Origin of the sequence: Microcystis flos-aquae FACHB-1344 (assembly GCF_014698375.1) — a bacterium.
GTDB classification, from domain to species: Bacteria; Cyanobacteriota; Cyanobacteriia; order Cyanobacteriales; family Microcystaceae; genus Microcystis; species Microcystis aeruginosa.
Map to the genome: position 1 here is coordinate 1 of NZ_JACJSW010000033.1, position 19,128 is coordinate 19,128.

Genomic DNA, 19,128 nt, shown 5'->3' on the forward strand with positions numbered 1-19,128 from the left:
CATTTTCAGGCGTGCGCTTAAGTCTCTCATGCTGACGATACTTTTATCCAGTGCAAAACCTATCCAACAGGACACAAAAGTAAATGTACTTAATGCGGGATAGTCATTTTTGGGGAGTGGCTTGAGAAGCTCTTTCATTAGTTTTGGGAAAATTGTTAGCATGGCTTATTCACATTTATTGGTGTATATTTACTTTGTTTTCTTATCTATAATATCAAATTTTGTACGACTTTTTTCCCCGTTCAACACTTCTGTATAACGACATATCCAATTGCAAATCCAGTTACAGAAGATTTAATTGAATTTGATCATCTTGCAATAAAATCTGTCGCACAGCCCCCCAAAAGTGTCCCTGAACCATCTAATATCTTGGGTTTAGGTTTACTCGGACTGGGTTTAACCGCAACAAAGGTGAAAAGTGTCCTATCAAAAAAAACAAAGTCACCCACAGATAACCCCCAAGAACCAGACAGCTAACTGGGATCAATTGCAGTAGGATAAATTAATTTATCCTACTGCATAATCGGTCAATTGACGAAGTACAGGAGGATGAAAGCCAATGACAATATCTTTTTTAGGAACACCTAGTTTAACTAAGTCTTCAGCAATATCTTGTTCTGTCATATTCCATTGAATCCAAATTTTATCAGACTTGAGGTCAATATGAATGAGACAATAATGTACATATTTTTCGCCTTCCCACCCAAAGGTAACGACCTGATAATGTTCTTTTTGTTCATCAAAAATAGCTTGAATTTCTAAATCATTACAAGTGGGTTTATATTGAGTATATTCTGAGAGAATATTTTTGACTAATTGACGATATTTTGCTAATTTATCCATGTTAAAATTACCTCCTGACTTGGCGAAAAAATGATTAATTTTAAATGGTTTTCTCTAATCATCAATTGGGTAAAATCTAAAGAGAAAAAAGTGTCGTAAGTAAAACTAGGAATAGCTAAAAACAAGACTCTATCTGAATCTTTTCTCTTTAAAACCGCCCGATAATTAATAAATTGTCCTAGGGCAGTATGAAATTCTGAGATCGCTGAAGACCCCTCTAAAAAACTTTTAATTTCTACGGCAATCTTTTGATGATCTTTAGTCGCAGCAATCAGCTTTTCTGCGCCTAAATCGACAGCCATATTCACCCCTCCAAAACTTATCGTATAAAGGTCATGAGTAATTAACCAATTATCTTTGATCAAAGCGTTTTTGGCTGCTTGATAAACTAAATCTTTAGCCAATTTTACCTTTCTCCTGATTTGATAGGTTATCTTTCCCTGTTTTGAGGTGCGGCTTGAGCAACAAGGACAACTAATTTTCTCTGATTCATAGTACTGAGTCCCATCTAGGGCGACGAGTAAGTTGCCATCCAACGCCTCAAACCCCCTCAAATAGCCTTGGTCTTTCAGCCCTTGATCAATCCATTTGAACAGGGGAAAAAGATGCTTTGCGGCTATTCCATCGAGGATGTTCCGCATCTGCTCTACTGTCGGGATATTGACCAAACCAAACAGACTTTGAGCATTATCTCGTCCACAACGACTATTAAGTTGACGCTGATATTCTAGAAATGATTCATTCTGGCGAAAAAAGGCGGCGAATGCCCCTAATATTGCGTCTTTCAGACTGTAGCGGGTAGCATTGCTGGCACTTCGAGGGTCAGTTATCCCAGGGATGACTACCTGGAAATAGCGCAGCATCCCCAGAAAACCCAGTTGTTTGACTTCCATTCCCCCGAAACCCACTGTTCAAACCCTTCACTCCATTTTGAAAGGCAAGAGTAAGACTGGTTCTGTATTCTGTGCTATCGTTTGCATTGGGAATTGCTGGTTGTTGGCAGGAGATGTTGAATAAATTCTGAGATTCTGTTACCTTTGTAACAGAATCTCAGAATGAAACCTTATGGCAGGCATCAAGGCTACTTTTACGTCCACAGATTGTGCCTTTCATATTGAAGGCTACGAAAAGATTGATTTCAGTTTGCTCTATGTAAACGGTGCTTTCAAAATTGGGAATCCCGAAATTGCCGAAAGTTATGCACCATTCAGACGCTGCTTGATGGTGATTGATCAAACTGTTTACGGTTTGTATCGCCAGCAGATCGTTCGGTACTTCGCTCACTATCAAATCGATTTGACTGTTTTTCAAGTCAGTATCAAAGAGCCTGAAAAGACTCTGAGAACTTTCGAGAAGATTGTCGATGCGTTTGCCGACTTTGGACTGGTGCGTAAGGAGCCTGTTTTGGTTGTGGGTGGCGGACTCACGACCGATGTTGCTGGGTTCGCTTGTTCTGCCTATCGTCGCAAAACCAACTACATTCGCGTGCCCACAAGCTTGATTGGCTTGATTGATGCTAGCGTGGCGATTAAGGTTGCTGTCAATCACGGCAAACTAAAGAATCGTCTTGGTGCGTATCATGCCTCTCAAAAGGTGATTCTTGATTTCTCATTTTTGGGAACTTTGCCGATCGATCAAATTCGCAACGGAATGGCAGAGTTAATCAAGATTGCAGTTGTGGGCAATCAAGAAATCTTTGAGCTGCTAGAAGAACATGGTGCGGCATTGCTGCACAGCCGTTTTGGCTATCTGAATGGCACCCCTGAGTTGCAAGCTGTGGGGCACCGTCTGACTTACAAGGCAATTCAAGTCATGTTAGAGCTAGAGGTGCCCAACCTGCATGAGCTAGATTTGGATCGAGTGATTGCTTACGGTCATACCTGGAGTCCGACGCTAGAATTAACGCCAGAACCACCGATGTTGCACGGTCATAGCGTCAACATTGATATGGCATTTACGGCGACAATCGCCCAGTTGCGCGGCTATATTTCGGTTGAAGACCGCAATCGCATTTTAGGCTTAATGAGCCGATTGGGGCTGGCGATCGATAGCCCCTATCTCACCCCAGAACTCCTGTGGAAAGCGACCGAAGCAATTACGCGGACTCGCGATGGGTTGCAGCGAGCAGCGGCTCCCCGCCCGATTGGGCAATGCGTGTTTATGAACGACCTAACGCGATCTGAGTTGGACAATGCCTTAGGGGTTCACCGAGCGATCGCTCAAAACTATCCTCGTCAGGGCAATGGTGAGGATATGTACGTGCGCCTCGAGCCAGCCTTAGAGGGAGCAGGCGTATGAGACCCGTTACGCCCGTTGGAATTATCTCAGCGAAGTTAGCAGCCTTGGTCGGTCGCGCCGAGTCGATCGATGGGCTTGATCCGGTTTTCAAAGCTGAATTGCAGCAAGTCTGTGCCCTAGCTTGCGGACTCGACCCGTATTTGGATGTTTGTACGACACCCGAATCGCCTGCCTTGGCTGCCTTGGTGCAACGGACTCAAGCGGAGGACTGGAGCAAGCGATTTACGGATGGTGAAACAGTGCGCCAGCTAGAGCAGGAAATGCTCTCTGGGCATGTGGAAGGTCAAATGCTCAAATTTCTGGTGCATTTGACGCAAGCGCAACGGGTGCTAGAGATTGGCATGTTTACGGGCTATTCGGCTCTAGCGATGGCAGAGGCATTGCCCAGCGATGGACAGGTCGTGGCTTGTGAAGTTGATGCTTATGTGGCTGAATTTGCGCGGCAGTGTTTTAACGAGTCGACGGCCGGACACAAAATCGTAGTCAAGGTTGCGCCTGCTCTTGAAACCCTCAAGCAGCTTGCAGAGGCAGGAGAGGTGTTCGATCTAGTCTTTATTGATGCCGATAAAGCAGGTTACATCGACTACCTCAATCTGCTCCTGACTACCTCGCTGTTAGCTCCAAACGGGTTAATCTGTGCGGACAATACTTTGATGCAGGGGCAGCCCTATCTCTCGGAAACGCCTACGCCCAATGGCAAGGCGATCGCACAGTTCAACCAAACCCTGAGCCACGATCCACGAGTTGAGCAAGTCCTGCTACCTCTGCGAGACGGCTTGACCTTGATTCGGCGTATGTAGTCCATTAATCCGCCCACTTAAACCTATGATAAAAACCGCTCCCGTTAAGCTTCTCTCAGAGCCAGCGGTCAGTGCGGGCAGCATCGGGGTGAGATCGCGCTTAAAAACCCTTGCCACTCTTACTTTGCTGCTGCTGGCATTGCCGTTCAACCTTACCCTCGTGTCGATTGCTTTGCTGAGATCGCTAGTTCTTCGCCAGGCGCGATCTCGCGTAGCGAGCGCTTTGCGTTCAACCACAGTAAATCCGCAAACGGTTCTCATTAGCGGCGGCAAGATGACTAAAGCCTTGCAGCTTGCGCGATCATTTCACAAAGCAGGGCACCGAGTCATCCTAGTGGAGATGCACAAGTACTGGTTAACCGGACACCGCTTTTCTCGGTGCGTTGATCGGTTCTACACCATACCAAAACCGCAATCGTCCCAGTATGCTCAGGCATTACTGGAGATTGTGCAAAAAGAAAAGGTTACTGTTTACGTTCCCGTTTGTAGCCCCGTTGCCAGTTATTATGATGCGCTCATTGCCGAAATGCTGGCGCCCCATTGCACCGTCATGCATGTGGATGTGGAGAGGCTCAAGCAACTGGATGATAAGTACGCCTTTGCGATCGCCGCCGGAACCCTAGGGTTAAGCGTGCCAAAATCCCATCGCATCACCCATCCTCAGCAGGTGATTGACTTTGATTTTAGTAAGGCAAAGCGTCCCTATATCCTCAAAAGCATTCCTTACGATTCAGTGCGGCGATTGGAGCTGACGCAGTTGCCCCTACGAGATGCTGAGGAAACGGCGACTTTTCTGCGATCGCTGCCCATTTCTGAAGCAAATCCCTGGATTATGCAGGAGTATATTCCAGGGCAAGAATATTGTACCCATAGTACTGTTCGTCAAGGACACGTGCAGCTGCACTGCTGCTGCAAGTCTTCAGCGTTTCAGGTCAACTACGAACACGTTGATCATTCTGAGATTGAACGGTGGATTCTCGCCTTTGTCAAGGGGCTGAACCTTACGGGACAAGTGTCTTTCGACTTCATTCAGGCAGCAGATGATGGACAGGTTTATGCGATCGAATGCAATCCGCGCACACACTCTGCCATCACGATGTTCTACAACCATCCTGATGTAGCACAGGCTTATCTAAATCTACATCCACTCCCCCAGATGGCTCAGCCACTTGCCTCTAGCCGCCCAACCTATTGGACTTATCACGAAGTTTGGAGATTGCTAACCCAGCTACTTTCTCCAAAGATGCTCAGGCAACGATTACAGATTCTCGTCAACGGCAAAGATGCCATCTTTGAGTGGGACGATCCCCTCCCTTTTTTAATGGTGCATCATTGGCAGATTCCGCTATTACTGCTGGGAAGTTTTCGGCGCGGCAGTGAATGGATTCGGATTGACTTCAACATTGGCAAGCTTGTTGAACTGGGAGGAGACTAGAGCATGGAAAAATTGCAGATTTTGCATCTAGTTGGCTCTGCTGTGAGCGATTTTTACTGTGAGTTGTCGCGACTCTATGCCCAAGATTGTCTACAAAATACGGCCAATCCAGACCTCTATGAGTTCCACATTGCCTACGTGTCGCCAGATTTGAGGTGGCGGTTTCCCAAATCTTTAGACAATGCCGAGATCGCCCAGACTCCCTCAGTTTCAGTCCCTGAAGCGGTCGCGGTTTTAATTCAACGACCGATCGATGTGATGGTGCCCCAAATGTTCTGCCTGCCCGGAATGACTCAGTACCGTGCGCTATTCGATCTGCTCAAAATTCCGTATGTGGGAAATTCGGCTGAGCTAATGGCGTTAGCGGCAGATAAGGCAAAGGCGAAAGCGGTTGTCTCCGCAGCCGGGGTGACCGTGCCCGCTGGCAAGGTTCTGCATCGAGGCGATTGCTTATCTGTATCCCGTCCGTCGATTATTAAGCCGAACCATTCCGATAATTCATTGGGTTTGAGTTTAGTTACCGAGACAACCGATGGAGATGCTGCTTTAGCAACTGCCTTTGAGTATGCAGATGAAGTCTTAGTTGAGGAGTTTATCGAACTGGGTCGAGAAGTTCGCTGTGGTCTGATTGTGCAAGCGGGCGAGTTAGTTTGCTTGCCGCTAGAAGAGTACGCCGTGAATCCCGAAACTCATCCGATTCGGACTTATGCAGATAAACTCAAGCAAAATGAAGATGGTAGTTTGGATTGTGCTGCTAAAGAGAAAACCAAGGCGTGGATTGTTGATCCTAGGGATCCAGTCACTCAGCGAGTTTGGGCGATCGCAAAACAATGTCACGTTGCTTTGGGCTGTCGGCATTACAGTTTGTTTGATTTTCGGATCGATCCACACGGACAGCCGTGGTTTTTAGAAGCAGGTTTATATTGTTCGTTTGCTCAGAAAAGCGTCATTTCAATGATGGCTCAGGCTGCTGGAATTTCATTGACAGACCTGTTTCAAAATATGGTGCAGATGGCAGTGGCGGGAGAGGCTGCCTCTTTGGGCGCTCGCCCAAAGAGCGCGCAGATTGACACAAAAGCCGAAACTTATTCTTAGCAGGACATTCGGGTTGCCGAAATAGCCATGAAATTCTCAAAGCATTGCCAAGCAAGCGTTTCAAACTTCTTTTAGCTGAACTTCCCCCATACATATCTACTACAAGAGCCGAAAACCCTTATCCATCAATGGATATACCCCTTAACTTTTCTTAATGTACCCATGTAATTTGTAACATTTCTTAATGGACAAGAATTCTCTCTATTTGCTAGAATGGTAGTCATGTATATAGAAAAAGTTCCTAACCGTAATTCCCCTCCCGCCGTTCTTCGACCAGATTCCTATCGAGAAGGAGATCAAGTCAAAAAAAGAACCCTGGCTAACCTCTCAAAATTACCCGATTATATTATCGACAATCTGAAACTGGCTCTTAAAGGAGCAACACTGTCCATGACTGAAGGCATTCCCAATCATTTTGGGTGGTGATAGGTTATCTTTCCCTGTTTTGAGGTGCGGCTTGAGCAACAAGGACAACTAATTTTCTCTGAACTATAGTACTGAGTCCCATCTAGGGCGACGAGTAAGTTGCCATCCAAGGCTGCAAACCCCCTCAAATAGCCTTGGTCTTTCAGCCCTTGATCAATCCATTTGAACAGGGGAAAAAGATGCTTTGCGGCTATTCCATCGAGGATGTTCCGCATCTGCTCTACTGTCGGGATATTGACCAAACCAAACAGAGTTTGAGCATTATCTCGTCCACAACGACTATTCAGTTGACGCTGATATTCTAGAAATGATTCATTCTGGCGAAAAAAGGCGGCGAATGCCCCTAATATTGCGTCTTTCAGACTGTAGCGGGTAGCATTGCTGGCACTTCGAGGCTCAGTTATCCCAGGGATAACTAGCTGCAAATAGCTCAGCATCCCCAGAAAACCCAGTTGTTTGACTTCCATTCCCCCGAAACCCACTGTTCAAACCCTTCACTCCATTTTGAAAGGCAAGAGTAAGACGGGTTCTGTATTCTGTGCTACCGTTTGCATTGGGAATTGCTGGGTGTTGGCAGGCTTTTTGGCTGTGATCGGTAAACAGTAAGGGACTTGCGCTTTGATAATGTACCATTTAGGGCTGGTCTTATTCTTCTACAGAGCGATTTTCTGGCTGGGATATTATTCCCACGCAAGTCCCTAAACTGAAAACTCAAATCTGATCACTGATAACTGATCACTGATCACTGATCACTGAATCGCCCCTCTTGCCTCTGAGAAAAAAAAATGCTACGATAAAACTAAATCGGGCTTCTACGTTGGTGACTGCCTTTCAAGTTTTTTGATCTATGCTTGATTGTGATAAGGGAGCGAATAACCAATTCGTGTGGTAGTAAACCGAGCTTGTACTCGGAAACAGAAACGCGGAATATAAGTTCCCACCTGGTTAACCCAGGTCATAAACTTAGGTAAAACGGCGTAGCGGTCTTTTCAAGTTTTTCGAGCATATATAGGTCAAATTCTGGGGAGATTCCCTGTACTTCCTTAGTTTTGCCCTCTTGGTTGGTCAAAAAAGCCAGTATCTATATTTTTTTCTAGGTTAAAGACTGCTGTTTTCGGTAACGCTTGTCACCGCTAAATTGTGACAATCCGGACTACACTAGGGAAAAATTTATGAATTATTGTTAAGCAATGACTGAAAAACAGCCAAGAGTTGTTATCATAGGCGGCGGATTTGCGGGTTTATACACGGCCAAAGCCCTAAAAAACGCCCCCGTTCATGTTACCCTCATCGATAAGCGAAATTTCCATCTTTTTCAGCCCCTCCTCTATCAAGTCGCTACTGGGGCGCTATCTCCGGCCGATATCTCCTCACCTTTGCGCTTAATCCTACGGGGCCATGAGAATACAGATATTCTCCTCGATCATGCCATAGATATAGATCCGGTCAAGGGAGAAGTGATCTTGAAAGATCACCCGCCGATCGCCTACGATCAATTAGTTATTGCCACGGGAGTCAGTCATCACTATTTTGGCAATGATCAATGGCAACCCTACGCTCCAGGGTTAAAAACCATTGAAGATGCAGTAGAAATGCGTCGTCGTATCTATCTCGCTTTCGAGAAGGCCGAGAAAGAAATCGATGCCGAAAAGCGGCAAGCTTTATTAACTTTTGTGATTGTCGGTGGCGGACCGACGGGGGTAGAATTAGCAGGAGCGATCGCTGAAATTGCCCACGGTGCGCTTAGGTCTGATTTTCACCAGATTAACCCCACAGAAGCGAAAATTTTGCTCTTAGAAGGGATGGATCGAGTATTACCCCCCTATGCGCCCGATTTATCCGCTAAAGCTGCCGCTTCTCTCATAAAATTAGGGGTGACAGTGCAAACTAACAGCATCGTTACCAATATTGTTGAAGGTTGTGTCAGCGTCCGTCAGGGAGAAAAGACGACAGAAATCGCCGCCGAGACAATTTTATGGGCAGCAGGGGTAAAAGCATCGAGAATGGGGCGAATTTTGGCCGAAAGAACCGGGGTAAATCTCGATCGCGTCGGCCGGGTAATCGTTGAACCGGATTTAAGTATCGCCGGTTATGCCAATATTTTTGTGATCGGGGATCTGGCTAATTTTGCCCATCAGGGAGATAAACCTTTACCCGGAATTGCCCCCGTGGCCATGCAGGAGGGCGAATATCTAGCGAATTTATTAATTTCTCGCCTAAAAGGGCAAACTATTCAACCTTTTCATTATATCGATCGAGGTAGTCTGGCAGTGATCGGCCAAAATGCGGCCGTGGTTGATTTGGGATTTGTCAAGTTTTCTGGGTTCATCGCTTGGTTAGTCTGGGTTTGGGCCCATATTTACTATCTGATCGAATTTGATAATAAATTAGTGGTGATGGTGCAATGGGGTTGGAATTATTTTACCCGCGGTCGTGGCGCTCGTTTGATTACGGGAGAGGGGCAGAATTTAGCCTCGGGACAACTGCCGCAAAATAACGGCCAAAATAATAATAATCTGGCCGTTTCTAGCCAGACGGAAACTCTCTCTCCACCGATCGTGAAAGTGTGAAAAAATAGCCGTGATTATCCAGTTATCAGTTAGCAGGTAAGAACAATCGATCATGAAAATAGAACATCCTAACAGTCTAGAAATTACCCCAGAGGAAAGCCAAGAATTAGAATATTTACGAGTTACAATTGAACGAGCGATCAAAGATGGTGTGATCACAAGAATAGAATTTGAATCGATTAAAACAATCATGTTTTCTAACAAGAAAAACAATCCCGACCAAATCCTTCGTCAGGTGACACTCTATCGCAAGTTAGTCGTTGAAAAACTGAATAATAGCGAACTAATTTTTGAATCTCCTCAATAGGGCGAAATTCCTTTTTTAGCTATTTAGTACAAATGCTCAAACTTTCTTTCCCTTCTTCCCACTCCCCACTATCCTATACCTTTTAAACGGGATTTAGTAAGTAGCTAGACACAATTAATTAGGGTTTGCGGCAAAAAGTACGGGCGAAGCATTCGGATAGAAAATCTCCGGTTTCACCGATAGGTTATTGCCCGAATGCTTCGCCCCTACAGGACTCGGGCTGATGAAGACGCAAGGTTTTTAACGACGATTCTCTCAAAATCTTGCACCTGTGGGAGCGAGAAAAGCCATAAAACCCTTACCTTGCCTACATTTCACATTTATTCAGCAAGCCCTAATTATACATATCTAACCACCTCTTGCCTTTTGCCTCATGCATGAGTGCCTATCCTAACCAAGAAGTTAATTTTGTCCTACTACTTATTAGATAGTCAACAGCTTATTAGCCTATTCTTTTTTGTCGCTACCCGGAAAAGCTCGACCTTGAATATTTTCTAAAGCTGAAACTGCCGCCCTGGAACCGGCGATAATATCTCGTTCTTCTCCCCCTAAATATAGGCGGCCAAAACTGCCCACGGAAGTAACGTGTAGGATATTAATTAAAGCAGCTTTTTCGGCCTGATTAGCGGCTAGGGAAGCGTAGGCAGCCGGTTGCACTTCTAAAACGTACAAAGTCTGTCCCGCCATTAACATCATACCCCGAGAACTCCGGTTAATTAATTGGGCTTGGTAAGCGTCAATGTTGCGAATAATTTGGCTAGAAACAATTTGCGGTTTCAGACAATCGCGCTGACTAACGCCTAAATACTGCAAAATTGCCTGACCGGCCGCCCTGACCTCTCCCTGACTGCTAGAATGGAGTTCTAAGAGTCCATAGAGTCGTTCTACGAATAGAACCCCCGGACGAACCACGGCGGATTTGAGGGCAATATCGGTGATGCGATTAATCTCGATGCCGGGGGAAATTTCAATCCAGAGGGAAGAATCCCCGGGTAAGGGTAAAAATCCTTGGGCGACTGTACCGATGTAAGCGGCGTGTTGAAGCTGTAAATTGTCAAGATAAACGTAACTGCGAAGTTCTACACCCAAGCTAATTTCTCCCTCTCTGGTCTATCTTAAAAGTTATGGGGACAGTGATAGGTTTTGCCGCCCTATCGATCGCCTTGAGGCTACAGTTAGACCTAAAATGTCTTTAAGTCCCCTTTCTGTCCTCTAGCAAATCCCCATTCCAACCCCGGAGCGATGATTAATCAATCCTTAATTAGGGCTTAGGCATTACCATCTTTCACTATAGTATAGAATTGACTGCCCTTAAATTTGCTGGGGAGAAGCGGTAAAAAAACTATAATTATGGGGACAAACTCAGGGAAAAACCAGCATGACGATTCTTTTAGGGGGAGATATCGGGGGAACTAAAACAATCCTGCGTTTAGTGGATTGCCAAAACTCATCGGATAGTCCCCAACCCCGGCTAATTACTCTCGATCAAGAAATTTATCCTAGTAAACAATACCCCGATCTGGTGCCGATCGTCCAGCAGTTTTTAGCCCGACAAACCACTATTCCCCCAGTGGCAAAAGCTTGTTTCGGTATTGCCGGTCCAGTGGTTAACAATAGTTCCGAATTGACTAATTTAAGTTGGTCTCTAACTGGCGATCGCCTAAGCCACGAGCTGCAGATTGAGCGGGTAAAATTAATTAATGATTTTGCGGCGATCGGTTATGGGGTGTTAGGATTGGCCCCAGAGGAGCTGCACAATCTACAGTCGGCTCCGGCAGTACCGGAGGCCCCGATTGCGGTTATCGGTGCGGGGACGGGGTTAGGAGAGGGTTTTTTGATTCCTGTCTCGAAGGGTAAATATCGGGTGTTTGGTAGTGAGGGTTCCCACGCCGATTTTGCCCCTCGCTCGAGTTTAGAATATCAACTATTAAATTATCTCTTGGATCTCTATAATATCGAGCGCATTTCGGTGGAGCGAGTGGTTTCTGGTCCTGGAATCACTTCTATCTATCGATTTCTCCACGATAGTAACTATAGTCAGTCATCACCGGCCATGGCGGAAATTTACCGCGCTTGGTTAGAAGAAATGGGTAAACCGCAAAAAACCGTCGATTTAGCGGCTAAAATTGCCAGTTTTGCCCAAGATGACGCGGATTATCTCTGTTATCAAACCATGAAAATCTTTGTCGAGGCCTACGGTGCGGAAGCGGGCAATTTAGCCCTCAAGTTGCTTCCCTACGGAGGATTATACATCGCGGGAGGGATTGCGGCCAAAAATCTTCCCCTAATGACCGAGGGTAGCTTTATGAAGGCTTTTCGGGCTAAAGGTCGGATGAGGGAGCTATTAAGCAATATTCCCGTTCATATCGTCCTTAATGCCCAAGTGGGACTAATGGGGGCAGTTTCCTGCGCTAGTCAGCTATGAGGGAGGGTTGACTGGATTTTACCAACAGCAGCAGCGATCGAGGCCAGCGATCAAAAAAATGTTCTCCATGACGGTTTTCCTGCCCTTGGCTGTGCTTGGGGGGGCTTAGATGTTATTTTTGGGGTTTATCGACAAAAGCGGCTAGAAAGCCTAAAAAATGCCCATCAACAGCTAGAAAAAGCCCTACTGTCCTGTCAAGAAAAAATGTTAAATTCCCACCAGGCCAGTTTTGCCGACAAATTGCACTGGCGCGGTCGGGCGATTAATTTGGCTCTACAATGCGCTCAAGGGGCAGTGATTGCCTCCGGTGGGGCGGCGAATATTATTGATCATCCGGCGGGGCGAGTCTATCGGGAAGCTTTACAGTTTAGCGTTTCTGGACAAACTGGCGCGGTGATGGAAAACAGCCTAGGGCAGTTGCTCTGGCTGGGGGGTCAATGCTATGATTAGGGAGACTTTTGCGGGTATAGTTCAGTGGTAGAACGTCACCTTCCCAAGGTGAATGTCGCGCGTTCGAGTCGCGTTACCCGCTTCTGACGACAATTGATGTAATATATCAATTAACTGGCAAGATGGGCATGAGCAAGTTAACCCCTTTGGCTGTTAACCGTCCCGTCAAGCTGCCCTAGGGTAAAGATAATCCGCTACCATGAAACTAATTATCGGGGGACGTTACCAAGTTATTAAACCTCTAAGTCAAGGGGCTTTCGGTCAAACTTTTTTAGCCCAAGATAACTATCGCCCCGGCCGTCCTCAATGTGTGGTCAAACAGTTAATCACCCAAGTGGTTAACGAAGTTACTATAGGATTATTTGAGAGTGAGGCCAGAGCTTTAGAAAAACTCGGCCATCATCCTCAAATACCGCAATTTTTCGCCAGTTTTCAGGAAAATAAGTCTTTTTATATCGTTCAAGAATTTATCGATGGTCACGATCTTAGTCAGGAAATCTCTAAGGGTAAGCGTTTAGAAGAGAGTCAGGTAATTCAGTTATTAAAAGATATCTTGGAAGTTCTCGCTTTTGTCCATCAAAATAATATTATTCACCGAGATATCAAACCCCATAATATTATCCGTCGCCAAGAGGGCAAGCTAGTTTTAATCGACTTTGGCGGAGTCAAACAAGTGGGGACTCAATGGCTAAAAGCAAAACAGACCAGTGTGTCCATTGGGATTGGCACCCCCGGTTATATGCCTAGTGAACAGGCGCAAAATAAACCGCGATTGTCTAGCGATGTCTATGCCGTGGGAATCATCGCTATTCAAGCCTTGACTGGTCTCAAACCGACGCAATTTCCCGAAGATGCCGAAACCGGAGAAATCGCTTGGCGCGATCAGGCCGATGTTAGAGATGATCTAGCAGTTATTATCGATAAAATGACCCGTTATGACTGGCGCCAACGCTTTCCCTCGGCAGCAGAAGTTTTAGATGCCATAAAAGAGTTACTGCAATTGCGTCAGCAACAAGCTTTAGTGCGGGAAATTTCAGCAGAGGAGTTGTTTTATCGCGGTAACGCGCATCTCGATTTGGGGCAGCATCGCGAAGCAGTTCAATTGTATCAACAGTCCCTGCGGAAAAAGCCCAATTTTGTCAATGCTTGGTATAATCGCGGTCTGGCCTTGCAACGATTAGGGCGTTTTCCTGAAGCTTTAGGGTCTTTTAATCAGGTAATTCAATTAGAGACTAATAATGCTCGGGCTTGGTTTTATCGCGGCATCGCTTTAGCTAATTTACGACAAATCAGCCCCGCAATCGCATCTTTGGATAAGGCGATTCAACTGCAGCCAGATTATCTGGAAGCATGGCATTACAAAGGCATGATTTTCTGTCGGATGCAACGTTATGCCGAAGGTCTAGCGGCTTATAATCAGGCCCTGGCCATTAAATCCGATGCTAATGTTTGGTTTAGTAAAGGCGAAGCTTTACGGGAATTAGAACGACTCAGTGAAGCGGTCGCCGCTTATAATAAGGCTTTACAGTTACAATCCCAAAAGGCTGAGGCATGGTATCAACGGGGTTGTTGTCTCTACAAGTTAAAATGTTTCTCGGAAGCAGTGGTTTCTTTTAACCAAACCCTACAACTAGAGCCTAGCCATCAATTCGCTCTCCAACAACGGAATTTAGCCCTTAATCACCTGAAATTGTAGGCAGCAAGCCAGCATTTTGGGGGATTAATCCTGTTCCTCTAGCCATTTTTGCCAGATATCCGGACGACGTTCCTTAGTGCGATCGAGTTGTTGTTGATAGCGCCAATCAGCGATATCCTGATGATTACCCGATCGCAAAACCGGCGGCACTTGCCAACCGCGAAAGACCTGCGGCCGGGTATATTGGGGATAATCCAATAAACCTGCCTCAAAACTCTCCAATTTCAACGATTCTGCCTTACCTACCGTCCCAGGTAACAACCGCGTCACCCCGTTAATAATCGCTAAAGCAGGGATTTCTCCACAAGTTAGGACAAAATCCCCTAAAGATACCTCTCTAGTCACCAAATGCTCACAAACCCGCTCATCTACCCCTTCATAATGCCCGCAGATGAGAATTAACTGCTGATAACTACCGGCCCAAGTTTTCAGTAAAGCTTGATGGAGAGGTTCCCCCTGGGGAGTCATCAGCACGATCTCCCGGGGTGGTAAAATTGCTAAAGACTCGATCGCCTCAAAAATTGGCTCTGGTTTTAATAACATTCCCACACCACCACCGTAGGGTTCATCATCGACACGACGGTGTTTATCGTGGGCAAAATCCCGGAGATTGACCAAATTTACCCTAGCGATGTCGCGTTCGAGAGCTTTTGCCAACAACCCCGACTGCAGCGGTGAAGTAAAAAAATCGGGAAAGAGAGTAATAATGTCAAACTGCACGGGGAAAATTAAGGCCTAGACTGGGATAGTGTTTAATGTATCATTTTGTCACGGTTCGATCAGTTAAAATCTTGCTAATTTGGCGCCAGTCTATCTCGATAACATGATAGACTATGCTGTACTGTCTAGGGGTTTTTCTGGCTCTAGCTTGAGTGATCGAAGTCTAGCCTAGACTTAAAGTTAACTAACAGTCCGTCATTGCCAGTGGATCGAAGAAAATTGCTAAAATCGCCTCTACTATTGCTTGATGTCCCGAAAAATATTCCTAAACCGCATTTTTTTCCGTCAACCGTTCAGGGAAAATAACATTAAAATACTTGTCCATCTTCCCGAAAAACCTTCCATCCCTAAAAATGTCTATTCGTTCAGTGACATGATCATCGAGCTAGAAACCCAACACCACGAAAATCCTACCCCCATATCTCTCAAAACGGCGATTTTAGTCATTGGTGGTGCCGAGGATAAAGTCCACGGTAAAGAGATACTGCACACCTTTTGGAATCGCGCCGGGGGTAGCGAAGCAGTGATCGCTATTGTTCCCTCCGCTTCCAGAGAACCGGTTTTAATCGGCGATCGCTATCAGAAGATTTTCGAGGAAATGGGGGCAAAATATGTCAAAGTTATCGATATTCGCGATCGTGTACAGGGAGAAGACCCCCAATTTCAAGCCTACATCGAAGAATGTACAGGTGTATTTATGACCGGAGGCGACCAGCTGCGTTTATGCGGTTTGCTCTCCGATACCCCCCTGATGGAAAGAATCAGACAAAGAGTGCAACAGGGAGAACTAACCCTGGCCGGAACTAGCGCCGGGGCCGCCGTTATGGGTCATCACATGATTGCTGGGGGCAGCAGCGGGGAAGCACCCAATCGCGCCCTAGTGGATATGGCCATGGGATTAGGTCTCATTCCTGAAGTCATTGTCGATCAACACTTCCACAATCGCAACCGCATGGCCCGGTTAATGAGCGCTATCTCCGGTTATCCCGAACGTTTAGGAATTGGCATCGATGAGGATACCTGCGCTATGTTTGAACGGGATGGCACGATGACGGTAATCGGCTGCGGTACAGTGACGGTAATTGATGCCAGGGCAATGTCCCACACCAACCACCATCACGTCACCGCTAACGAACCCCTGAGTCTGCATAATTTGCGGGTGCATATTCTTGCCTACGGTGATGGCTATCATCTCAAAAAACAGCAAGTGATCGCTAAATTGGGGTAAAAAAACTCCTGAAAAACTGTTCATCGTGAACAGTTTACCGATCTCGGAAAACCAGACAATAAACAACGGCTTCTTTGTGCTTCTCAACAGCGAACATCAGCTCTATCATGAAAATTCTCAGAACCCAAACCCTGCGCGGTCCCAACTACTGGAGTATTCGTCGCGACAAGCTCATTGTTATGCGTCTGGATCTCGAAGATCTCGCAGAGAAGCCATCGAATGAAATCCCCGGCTTTTACGAGGGATTAATCGACGTTCTGCCCAGTTTAGTCGAACATTACTGCTCCCCCGGTTATCGCGGCGGTTTCTTTGAACGAGTCCGCACTGGTACTTATATGGGCCACATTATCGAACATATCGCCCTAGAATTGCAGGAACTGGCGGGAACTCCCGTCGGGTTTGGTCGCACTAGAGCCACCGCCACCCCCGGAGTCTATAACGTGGTGTTTGAGTACGTTGACGAGCAAGCGGGACGTTATGCGGGTCGGGCTGCCGTGCGTTTGTGTCAATCAATTGTCGATACGGGAACCTATCCTCAGGAAGAATTGGCCCAGGATTTAGCCGATTTACGCGATTTATGCAATAATGCTGCCCTTGGTCCGAGTACCGAAACCATCGTTAAAGAAGCACAAGCTAGAAATATTCCTTGGTTACTCCTGAGCGCTCGTGCCATGGTGCAATTGGGCTATGGCGTTCACCAAAAGCGCATTCAAGCCACTTTAAGCAGTTTTTCGGGGATTTTAGCCGTTGAGTTGGCCTGTGACAAGGAAGGCACGAAAACTATCCTCAAGGATGGTGGCATTCCCGTCCCCCGGGGTACGGTGATTCAATACTTGGATGAATTGCCAGCGGCAATCGAGGAAGTGGGAGGGTTTCCCATCGTGATTAAACCCCTCGATGGCAACCACGGCCGCGGCATCAGCATCGATGTTAAAAATCAACAGGAAGCAGAGGAAGCCTATGATCTAGCCAGTGCCGCCTCGAAAACCCGCAGCGTGATCGTAGAAAGGTACTATAAAGGCAGTGATCACCGAATTTTAGTCATCAATGGCAAAGTCGCCGCCGTGGCCGAACGGATCCCCGCTCACGTCGTCGGTGATGGGCGCTCAACTGTAGAAGAATTAATCGAAATTACTAATCAGGATCCCAACCGGGGTGACGGTCATGCCAACGTTTTAACTAAAATAACCATTGACAAAACCGCCCTTAATGTGCTAGGAAAACAGGGCTATGAATTAACCAGCATTTTACCCCAAGGAGCGATCGCCTATCTGCGGGCCACCGCTAATTTAAGCACCGGCGGCATCGCCGTGGATCGTACCGACGAAATTCACCCCGAAAACGTCTGGATCGCCCAAAGAGTGGCAAAATTAATCGGTTTGGACATTGCCGGTATCGATGTGGTGACAGATGATATCCGCAAACCCCTGAAAGAAGTGGACGGGGTGATCGTAGAAGTCAACGCCGCCCCCGGTTTTCGGATGCACGTCGCCCCCAGTCGCGGTTTACCCCGCAATATCGCCGCCCCAGTTATCGATATGTTATTCCCCCCCGGGACTCCCAGTCGCGTGCCAATTCTGGCGATTACGGGAACTAACGGCAAAACCACCACTAGCCGCTTAATTTCTCATATTTGCCGACAAACGGGGAAAATAGTCGGATTTACCACGACGGACGGCGTATATATCGATGATTATCTGGTAGAAAAGGGCGATAACACCGGTCCTTACAGTGCCAGTATGATTTTGAAGGATCCCACGGTGGAGATTGCCGTGTTGGAAACGGCCCGGGGTGGTATCCTGCGATCGGGTTTAGCCTTTAATCAGTGCGATGTGGGGGTGGTGTTAAATGTGGCCGCCGACCATTTGGGTATCGGTGATATCGACACCATCGAACAGATGGCGAAAGTAAAAAGCGTTATTGCCGAGGTGGTTAGCGCCGAGGGTTACGCGGTTTTAAATGCCGATGACCCCTTGACCGTTAGTATGGCCGAAAAAGTGAAGGGAAGAGTCGCTTATTTTTCCATGAGTCCCGATAACCCGATTATTCACGACCATATCCGTCGCGGTGGCATGGCCGCCATTTATGAGAATGGCTATCTGTCGATTCTAGAGGGAGAATGGACGCTGAGAATTGAGGAAGCGGTTAATATTCCCGTGACTATGCAGGGAATGGCTCCTTTTATGATTGCTAACGCCCTGGCCGCCTGTTTAGCCACTTTTGTGCAGGGTATCGATATCGAGTTAATTCGCCAAGGGGTGCGGACTTTTAAACCTTCCGTGGCCCAGACCCCCGGCAGGATGAACCTGTTTGACTTGGGACACCATCACGCTTTAATCGATTATGCCCATAATCCCGCCGGATACGAAGCCGTCGGCGGTTTTGTCGGCAATTGGTCCGGGGAAAAAGTCGGCGTGGTCGGGGGACCTGGCGATCGACGCGATGATGATTTAATTTTATTAGGGAAATTATCGGCGCTTATGTTCGATCGAATTATTGTTAAGGAAGATAACGATACTCGCGGTCGCCGCCGGGGGGAAGTGGCCGATTTAATTCTCCGGGGAATTAGCCAAGAAAATGCCAGTTTGCGTCCGGAAGTTATTCTCGATGAAACGGAGGCTTTAGAGAAGGCTTTAAGCACGGTTTCTGAGGGTGGTTTAGTGGTAATTTTCCCCGAAAGTGTCACCCAGGCGATCGATTTGATCGAGAAACATCGACCCGTTACCGATAATCAGGGTTAGAAGTTAGGATATTCTGCCTATAGAGTCACTTCTGGCCCGATGGCCTGTTCCCCTCTCTAGGCAATCGTTGATCTACAATGATTATTGTAGGCTT

17 protein-coding genes, 1 tRNA gene, 1 other RNA gene and 1 pseudogene are annotated in these 19,128 nt (G+C 46.7%); 15 read left to right on the forward strand and 5 right to left on the reverse strand.

The genetic code is table 11. The features are described 5' to 3' along the window. Nucleotides 1-318 precede the first annotated feature (318 nt). Nucleotides 319-477: a PEP-CTERM sorting domain-containing protein gene (locus H6G48_RS27350; RefSeq protein WP_423202523.1), complete on the forward strand. Its 159-nt coding sequence runs from the start codon at nucleotides 319-321 to the stop codon at nucleotides 475-477. A gap of 30 nt (nucleotides 478-507) precedes the next feature. On the opposite strand, the gene H6G48_RS02030 is transcribed toward H6G48_RS27350, so the two are convergent. Beyond that, nucleotides 508-843: a XisI protein gene (locus H6G48_RS02030; RefSeq protein ID WP_190718574.1), complete on the reverse strand. Its 336-nt coding sequence runs from the start codon at nucleotides 841-843 to the stop codon at nucleotides 508-510. Further along, nucleotides 831-1,736 carry an element excision factor XisH family protein gene (locus H6G48_RS27075; protein ID WP_190718577.1) on the reverse strand — a complete coding sequence of 302 codons (906 nt, stop codon included), beginning with the start codon at nucleotides 1,734-1,736 and terminating at the stop codon, nucleotides 831-833. The genes H6G48_RS02030 and H6G48_RS27075 overlap by 13 nt, the downstream gene beginning before the upstream one ends. Nucleotides 1,737-1,908: 172 nt before the next feature. Between H6G48_RS27075 and H6G48_RS02040 the strand changes: the two genes are divergently transcribed. From H6G48_RS02040 to H6G48_RS02060, 5 genes and pseudogenes are all read left to right on the forward strand, one after another. Continuing rightward, nucleotides 1,909-3,141 carry a sedoheptulose 7-phosphate cyclase gene (locus H6G48_RS02040; protein ID WP_004266794.1) on the forward strand — a complete coding sequence of 411 codons (1,233 nt, stop codon included), beginning with the start codon at nucleotides 1,909-1,911 and terminating at the stop codon, nucleotides 3,139-3,141. Further along, entirely contained in the window at nucleotides 3,138-3,941 is an 804-nt protein-coding gene (locus tag H6G48_RS02045; protein WP_002794105.1) for an O-methyltransferase, read from the forward strand. Before H6G48_RS02040 ends, H6G48_RS02045 begins: the two co-directional genes overlap by 4 nt. A gap of 25 nt (nucleotides 3,942-3,966) precedes the next feature. Further along, nucleotides 3,967-5,376: an ATP-grasp domain-containing protein gene (locus H6G48_RS02050; RefSeq protein WP_190718581.1), complete on the forward strand. Its 1,410-nt coding sequence runs from the start codon at nucleotides 3,967-3,969 to the stop codon at nucleotides 5,374-5,376. A 3-nt stretch (nucleotides 5,377-5,379) separates the two neighbouring features. Further along, on the forward strand, nucleotides 5,380-6,471 hold the full coding sequence (locus tag H6G48_RS02055) for a D-alanine--D-alanine ligase family protein (protein ID WP_190718584.1): 1,092 nt from the start codon (nucleotides 5,380-5,382) through the stop codon (nucleotides 6,469-6,471). Between the two features lie 222 nt (nucleotides 6,472-6,693). Then, nucleotides 6,694-6,888: pseudogene (locus H6G48_RS02060) on the forward strand (IS1634 family transposase); the annotation flags it as partial. Here the strand turns inward: H6G48_RS02060 and H6G48_RS02065 are convergent. Beyond that, nucleotides 6,882-7,364 (reverse strand): hypothetical protein, encoded by a 483-nt coding sequence (locus H6G48_RS02065; RefSeq protein WP_242034499.1) that lies wholly within the window; start codon nucleotides 7,362-7,364, stop codon nucleotides 6,882-6,884. The pseudogene H6G48_RS02060 and the gene H6G48_RS02065 sit on opposite strands and share 7 nt — an antisense overlap. A gap of 336 nt (nucleotides 7,365-7,700) precedes the next feature. On the opposite strand from H6G48_RS02065, the gene ssrS reads away from it, so the two are divergent. From ssrS to H6G48_RS02080, 3 genes are all read left to right on the forward strand, one after another. Next, nucleotides 7,701-7,888: non-coding RNA, 6S RNA (gene ssrS / locus H6G48_RS02070), on the forward strand. Between the two features lie 199 nt (nucleotides 7,889-8,087). Continuing rightward, the gene (locus tag H6G48_RS02075; protein ID WP_190718587.1) at nucleotides 8,088-9,467 is read left to right on the forward strand and encodes an NAD(P)/FAD-dependent oxidoreductase; all 1,380 of its coding nucleotides are present in this window, start codon (nucleotides 8,088-8,090) and stop codon (nucleotides 9,465-9,467) included. 52 nt (nucleotides 9,468-9,519) lie between these two features. Continuing rightward, nucleotides 9,520-9,774 carry a hypothetical protein gene (locus tag H6G48_RS02080; RefSeq protein ID WP_190718590.1) on the forward strand — a complete coding sequence of 85 codons (255 nt, stop codon included), beginning with the start codon at nucleotides 9,520-9,522 and terminating at the stop codon, nucleotides 9,772-9,774. 447 nt (nucleotides 9,775-10,221) lie between these two features. Here H6G48_RS02080 and ccmP read toward each other — a convergent pair whose 3' ends face one another. Further along, entirely contained in the window at nucleotides 10,222-10,863 is a 642-nt protein-coding gene (gene ccmP, locus H6G48_RS02085) for a beta-carboxysome protein CcmP (RefSeq protein ID WP_110578761.1), read from the reverse strand. 289 nt (nucleotides 10,864-11,152) lie between these two features. Between ccmP and H6G48_RS02090 the strand changes: the two genes are divergently transcribed. The 4 genes from H6G48_RS02090 to H6G48_RS02105 all read left to right on the forward strand — a co-directional run bounded on the left by H6G48_RS02090 (nucleotide 11,153) and on the right by H6G48_RS02105 (nucleotide 14,345). Beyond that, on the forward strand, nucleotides 11,153-12,199 hold the full coding sequence (locus tag H6G48_RS02090; protein ID WP_190718593.1) for a glucokinase: 1,047 nt from the start codon (nucleotides 11,153-11,155) through the stop codon (nucleotides 12,197-12,199). Nucleotides 12,200-12,403: 204 nt separating this feature from the next. Continuing rightward, complete coding sequence (locus tag H6G48_RS25955; protein WP_242034500.1) at nucleotides 12,404-12,649, forward strand: hypothetical protein; 246 nt, start codon at nucleotides 12,404-12,406, stop codon at nucleotides 12,647-12,649. 10 nt (nucleotides 12,650-12,659) lie between these two features. After that, nucleotides 12,660-12,731, forward strand: a tRNA-Gly gene (locus tag H6G48_RS02100). A 117-nt stretch (nucleotides 12,732-12,848) separates the two neighbouring features. Then, complete coding sequence (locus tag H6G48_RS02105; protein ID WP_190718596.1) at nucleotides 12,849-14,345, forward strand: tetratricopeptide repeat protein; 1,497 nt, start codon at nucleotides 12,849-12,851, stop codon at nucleotides 14,343-14,345. 24 nt (nucleotides 14,346-14,369) lie between these two features. Here H6G48_RS02105 and trmD read toward each other — a convergent pair whose 3' ends face one another. After that, the gene (trmD, locus tag H6G48_RS02110; protein ID WP_190718599.1) at nucleotides 14,370-15,065 is read right to left on the reverse strand and encodes a tRNA (guanosine(37)-N1)-methyltransferase TrmD; all 696 of its coding nucleotides are present in this window, start codon (nucleotides 15,063-15,065) and stop codon (nucleotides 14,370-14,372) included. 373 nt (nucleotides 15,066-15,438) lie between these two features. Between trmD and H6G48_RS02115 the strand changes: the two genes are divergently transcribed. Both H6G48_RS02115 and cphA read left to right on the forward strand, forming a co-directional pair. Further along, nucleotides 15,439-16,293 (forward strand): cyanophycinase, encoded by an 855-nt coding sequence (locus H6G48_RS02115; protein WP_061433142.1) that lies wholly within the window; start codon nucleotides 15,439-15,441, stop codon nucleotides 16,291-16,293. Nucleotides 16,294-16,400: 107 nt separating this feature from the next. Next, the gene (gene cphA / locus H6G48_RS02120) at nucleotides 16,401-19,034 is read left to right on the forward strand and encodes a cyanophycin synthetase (RefSeq protein ID WP_190718602.1); all 2,634 of its coding nucleotides are present in this window, start codon (nucleotides 16,401-16,403) and stop codon (nucleotides 19,032-19,034) included. Nucleotides 19,035-19,128: the final 94 nt, after the last annotated feature.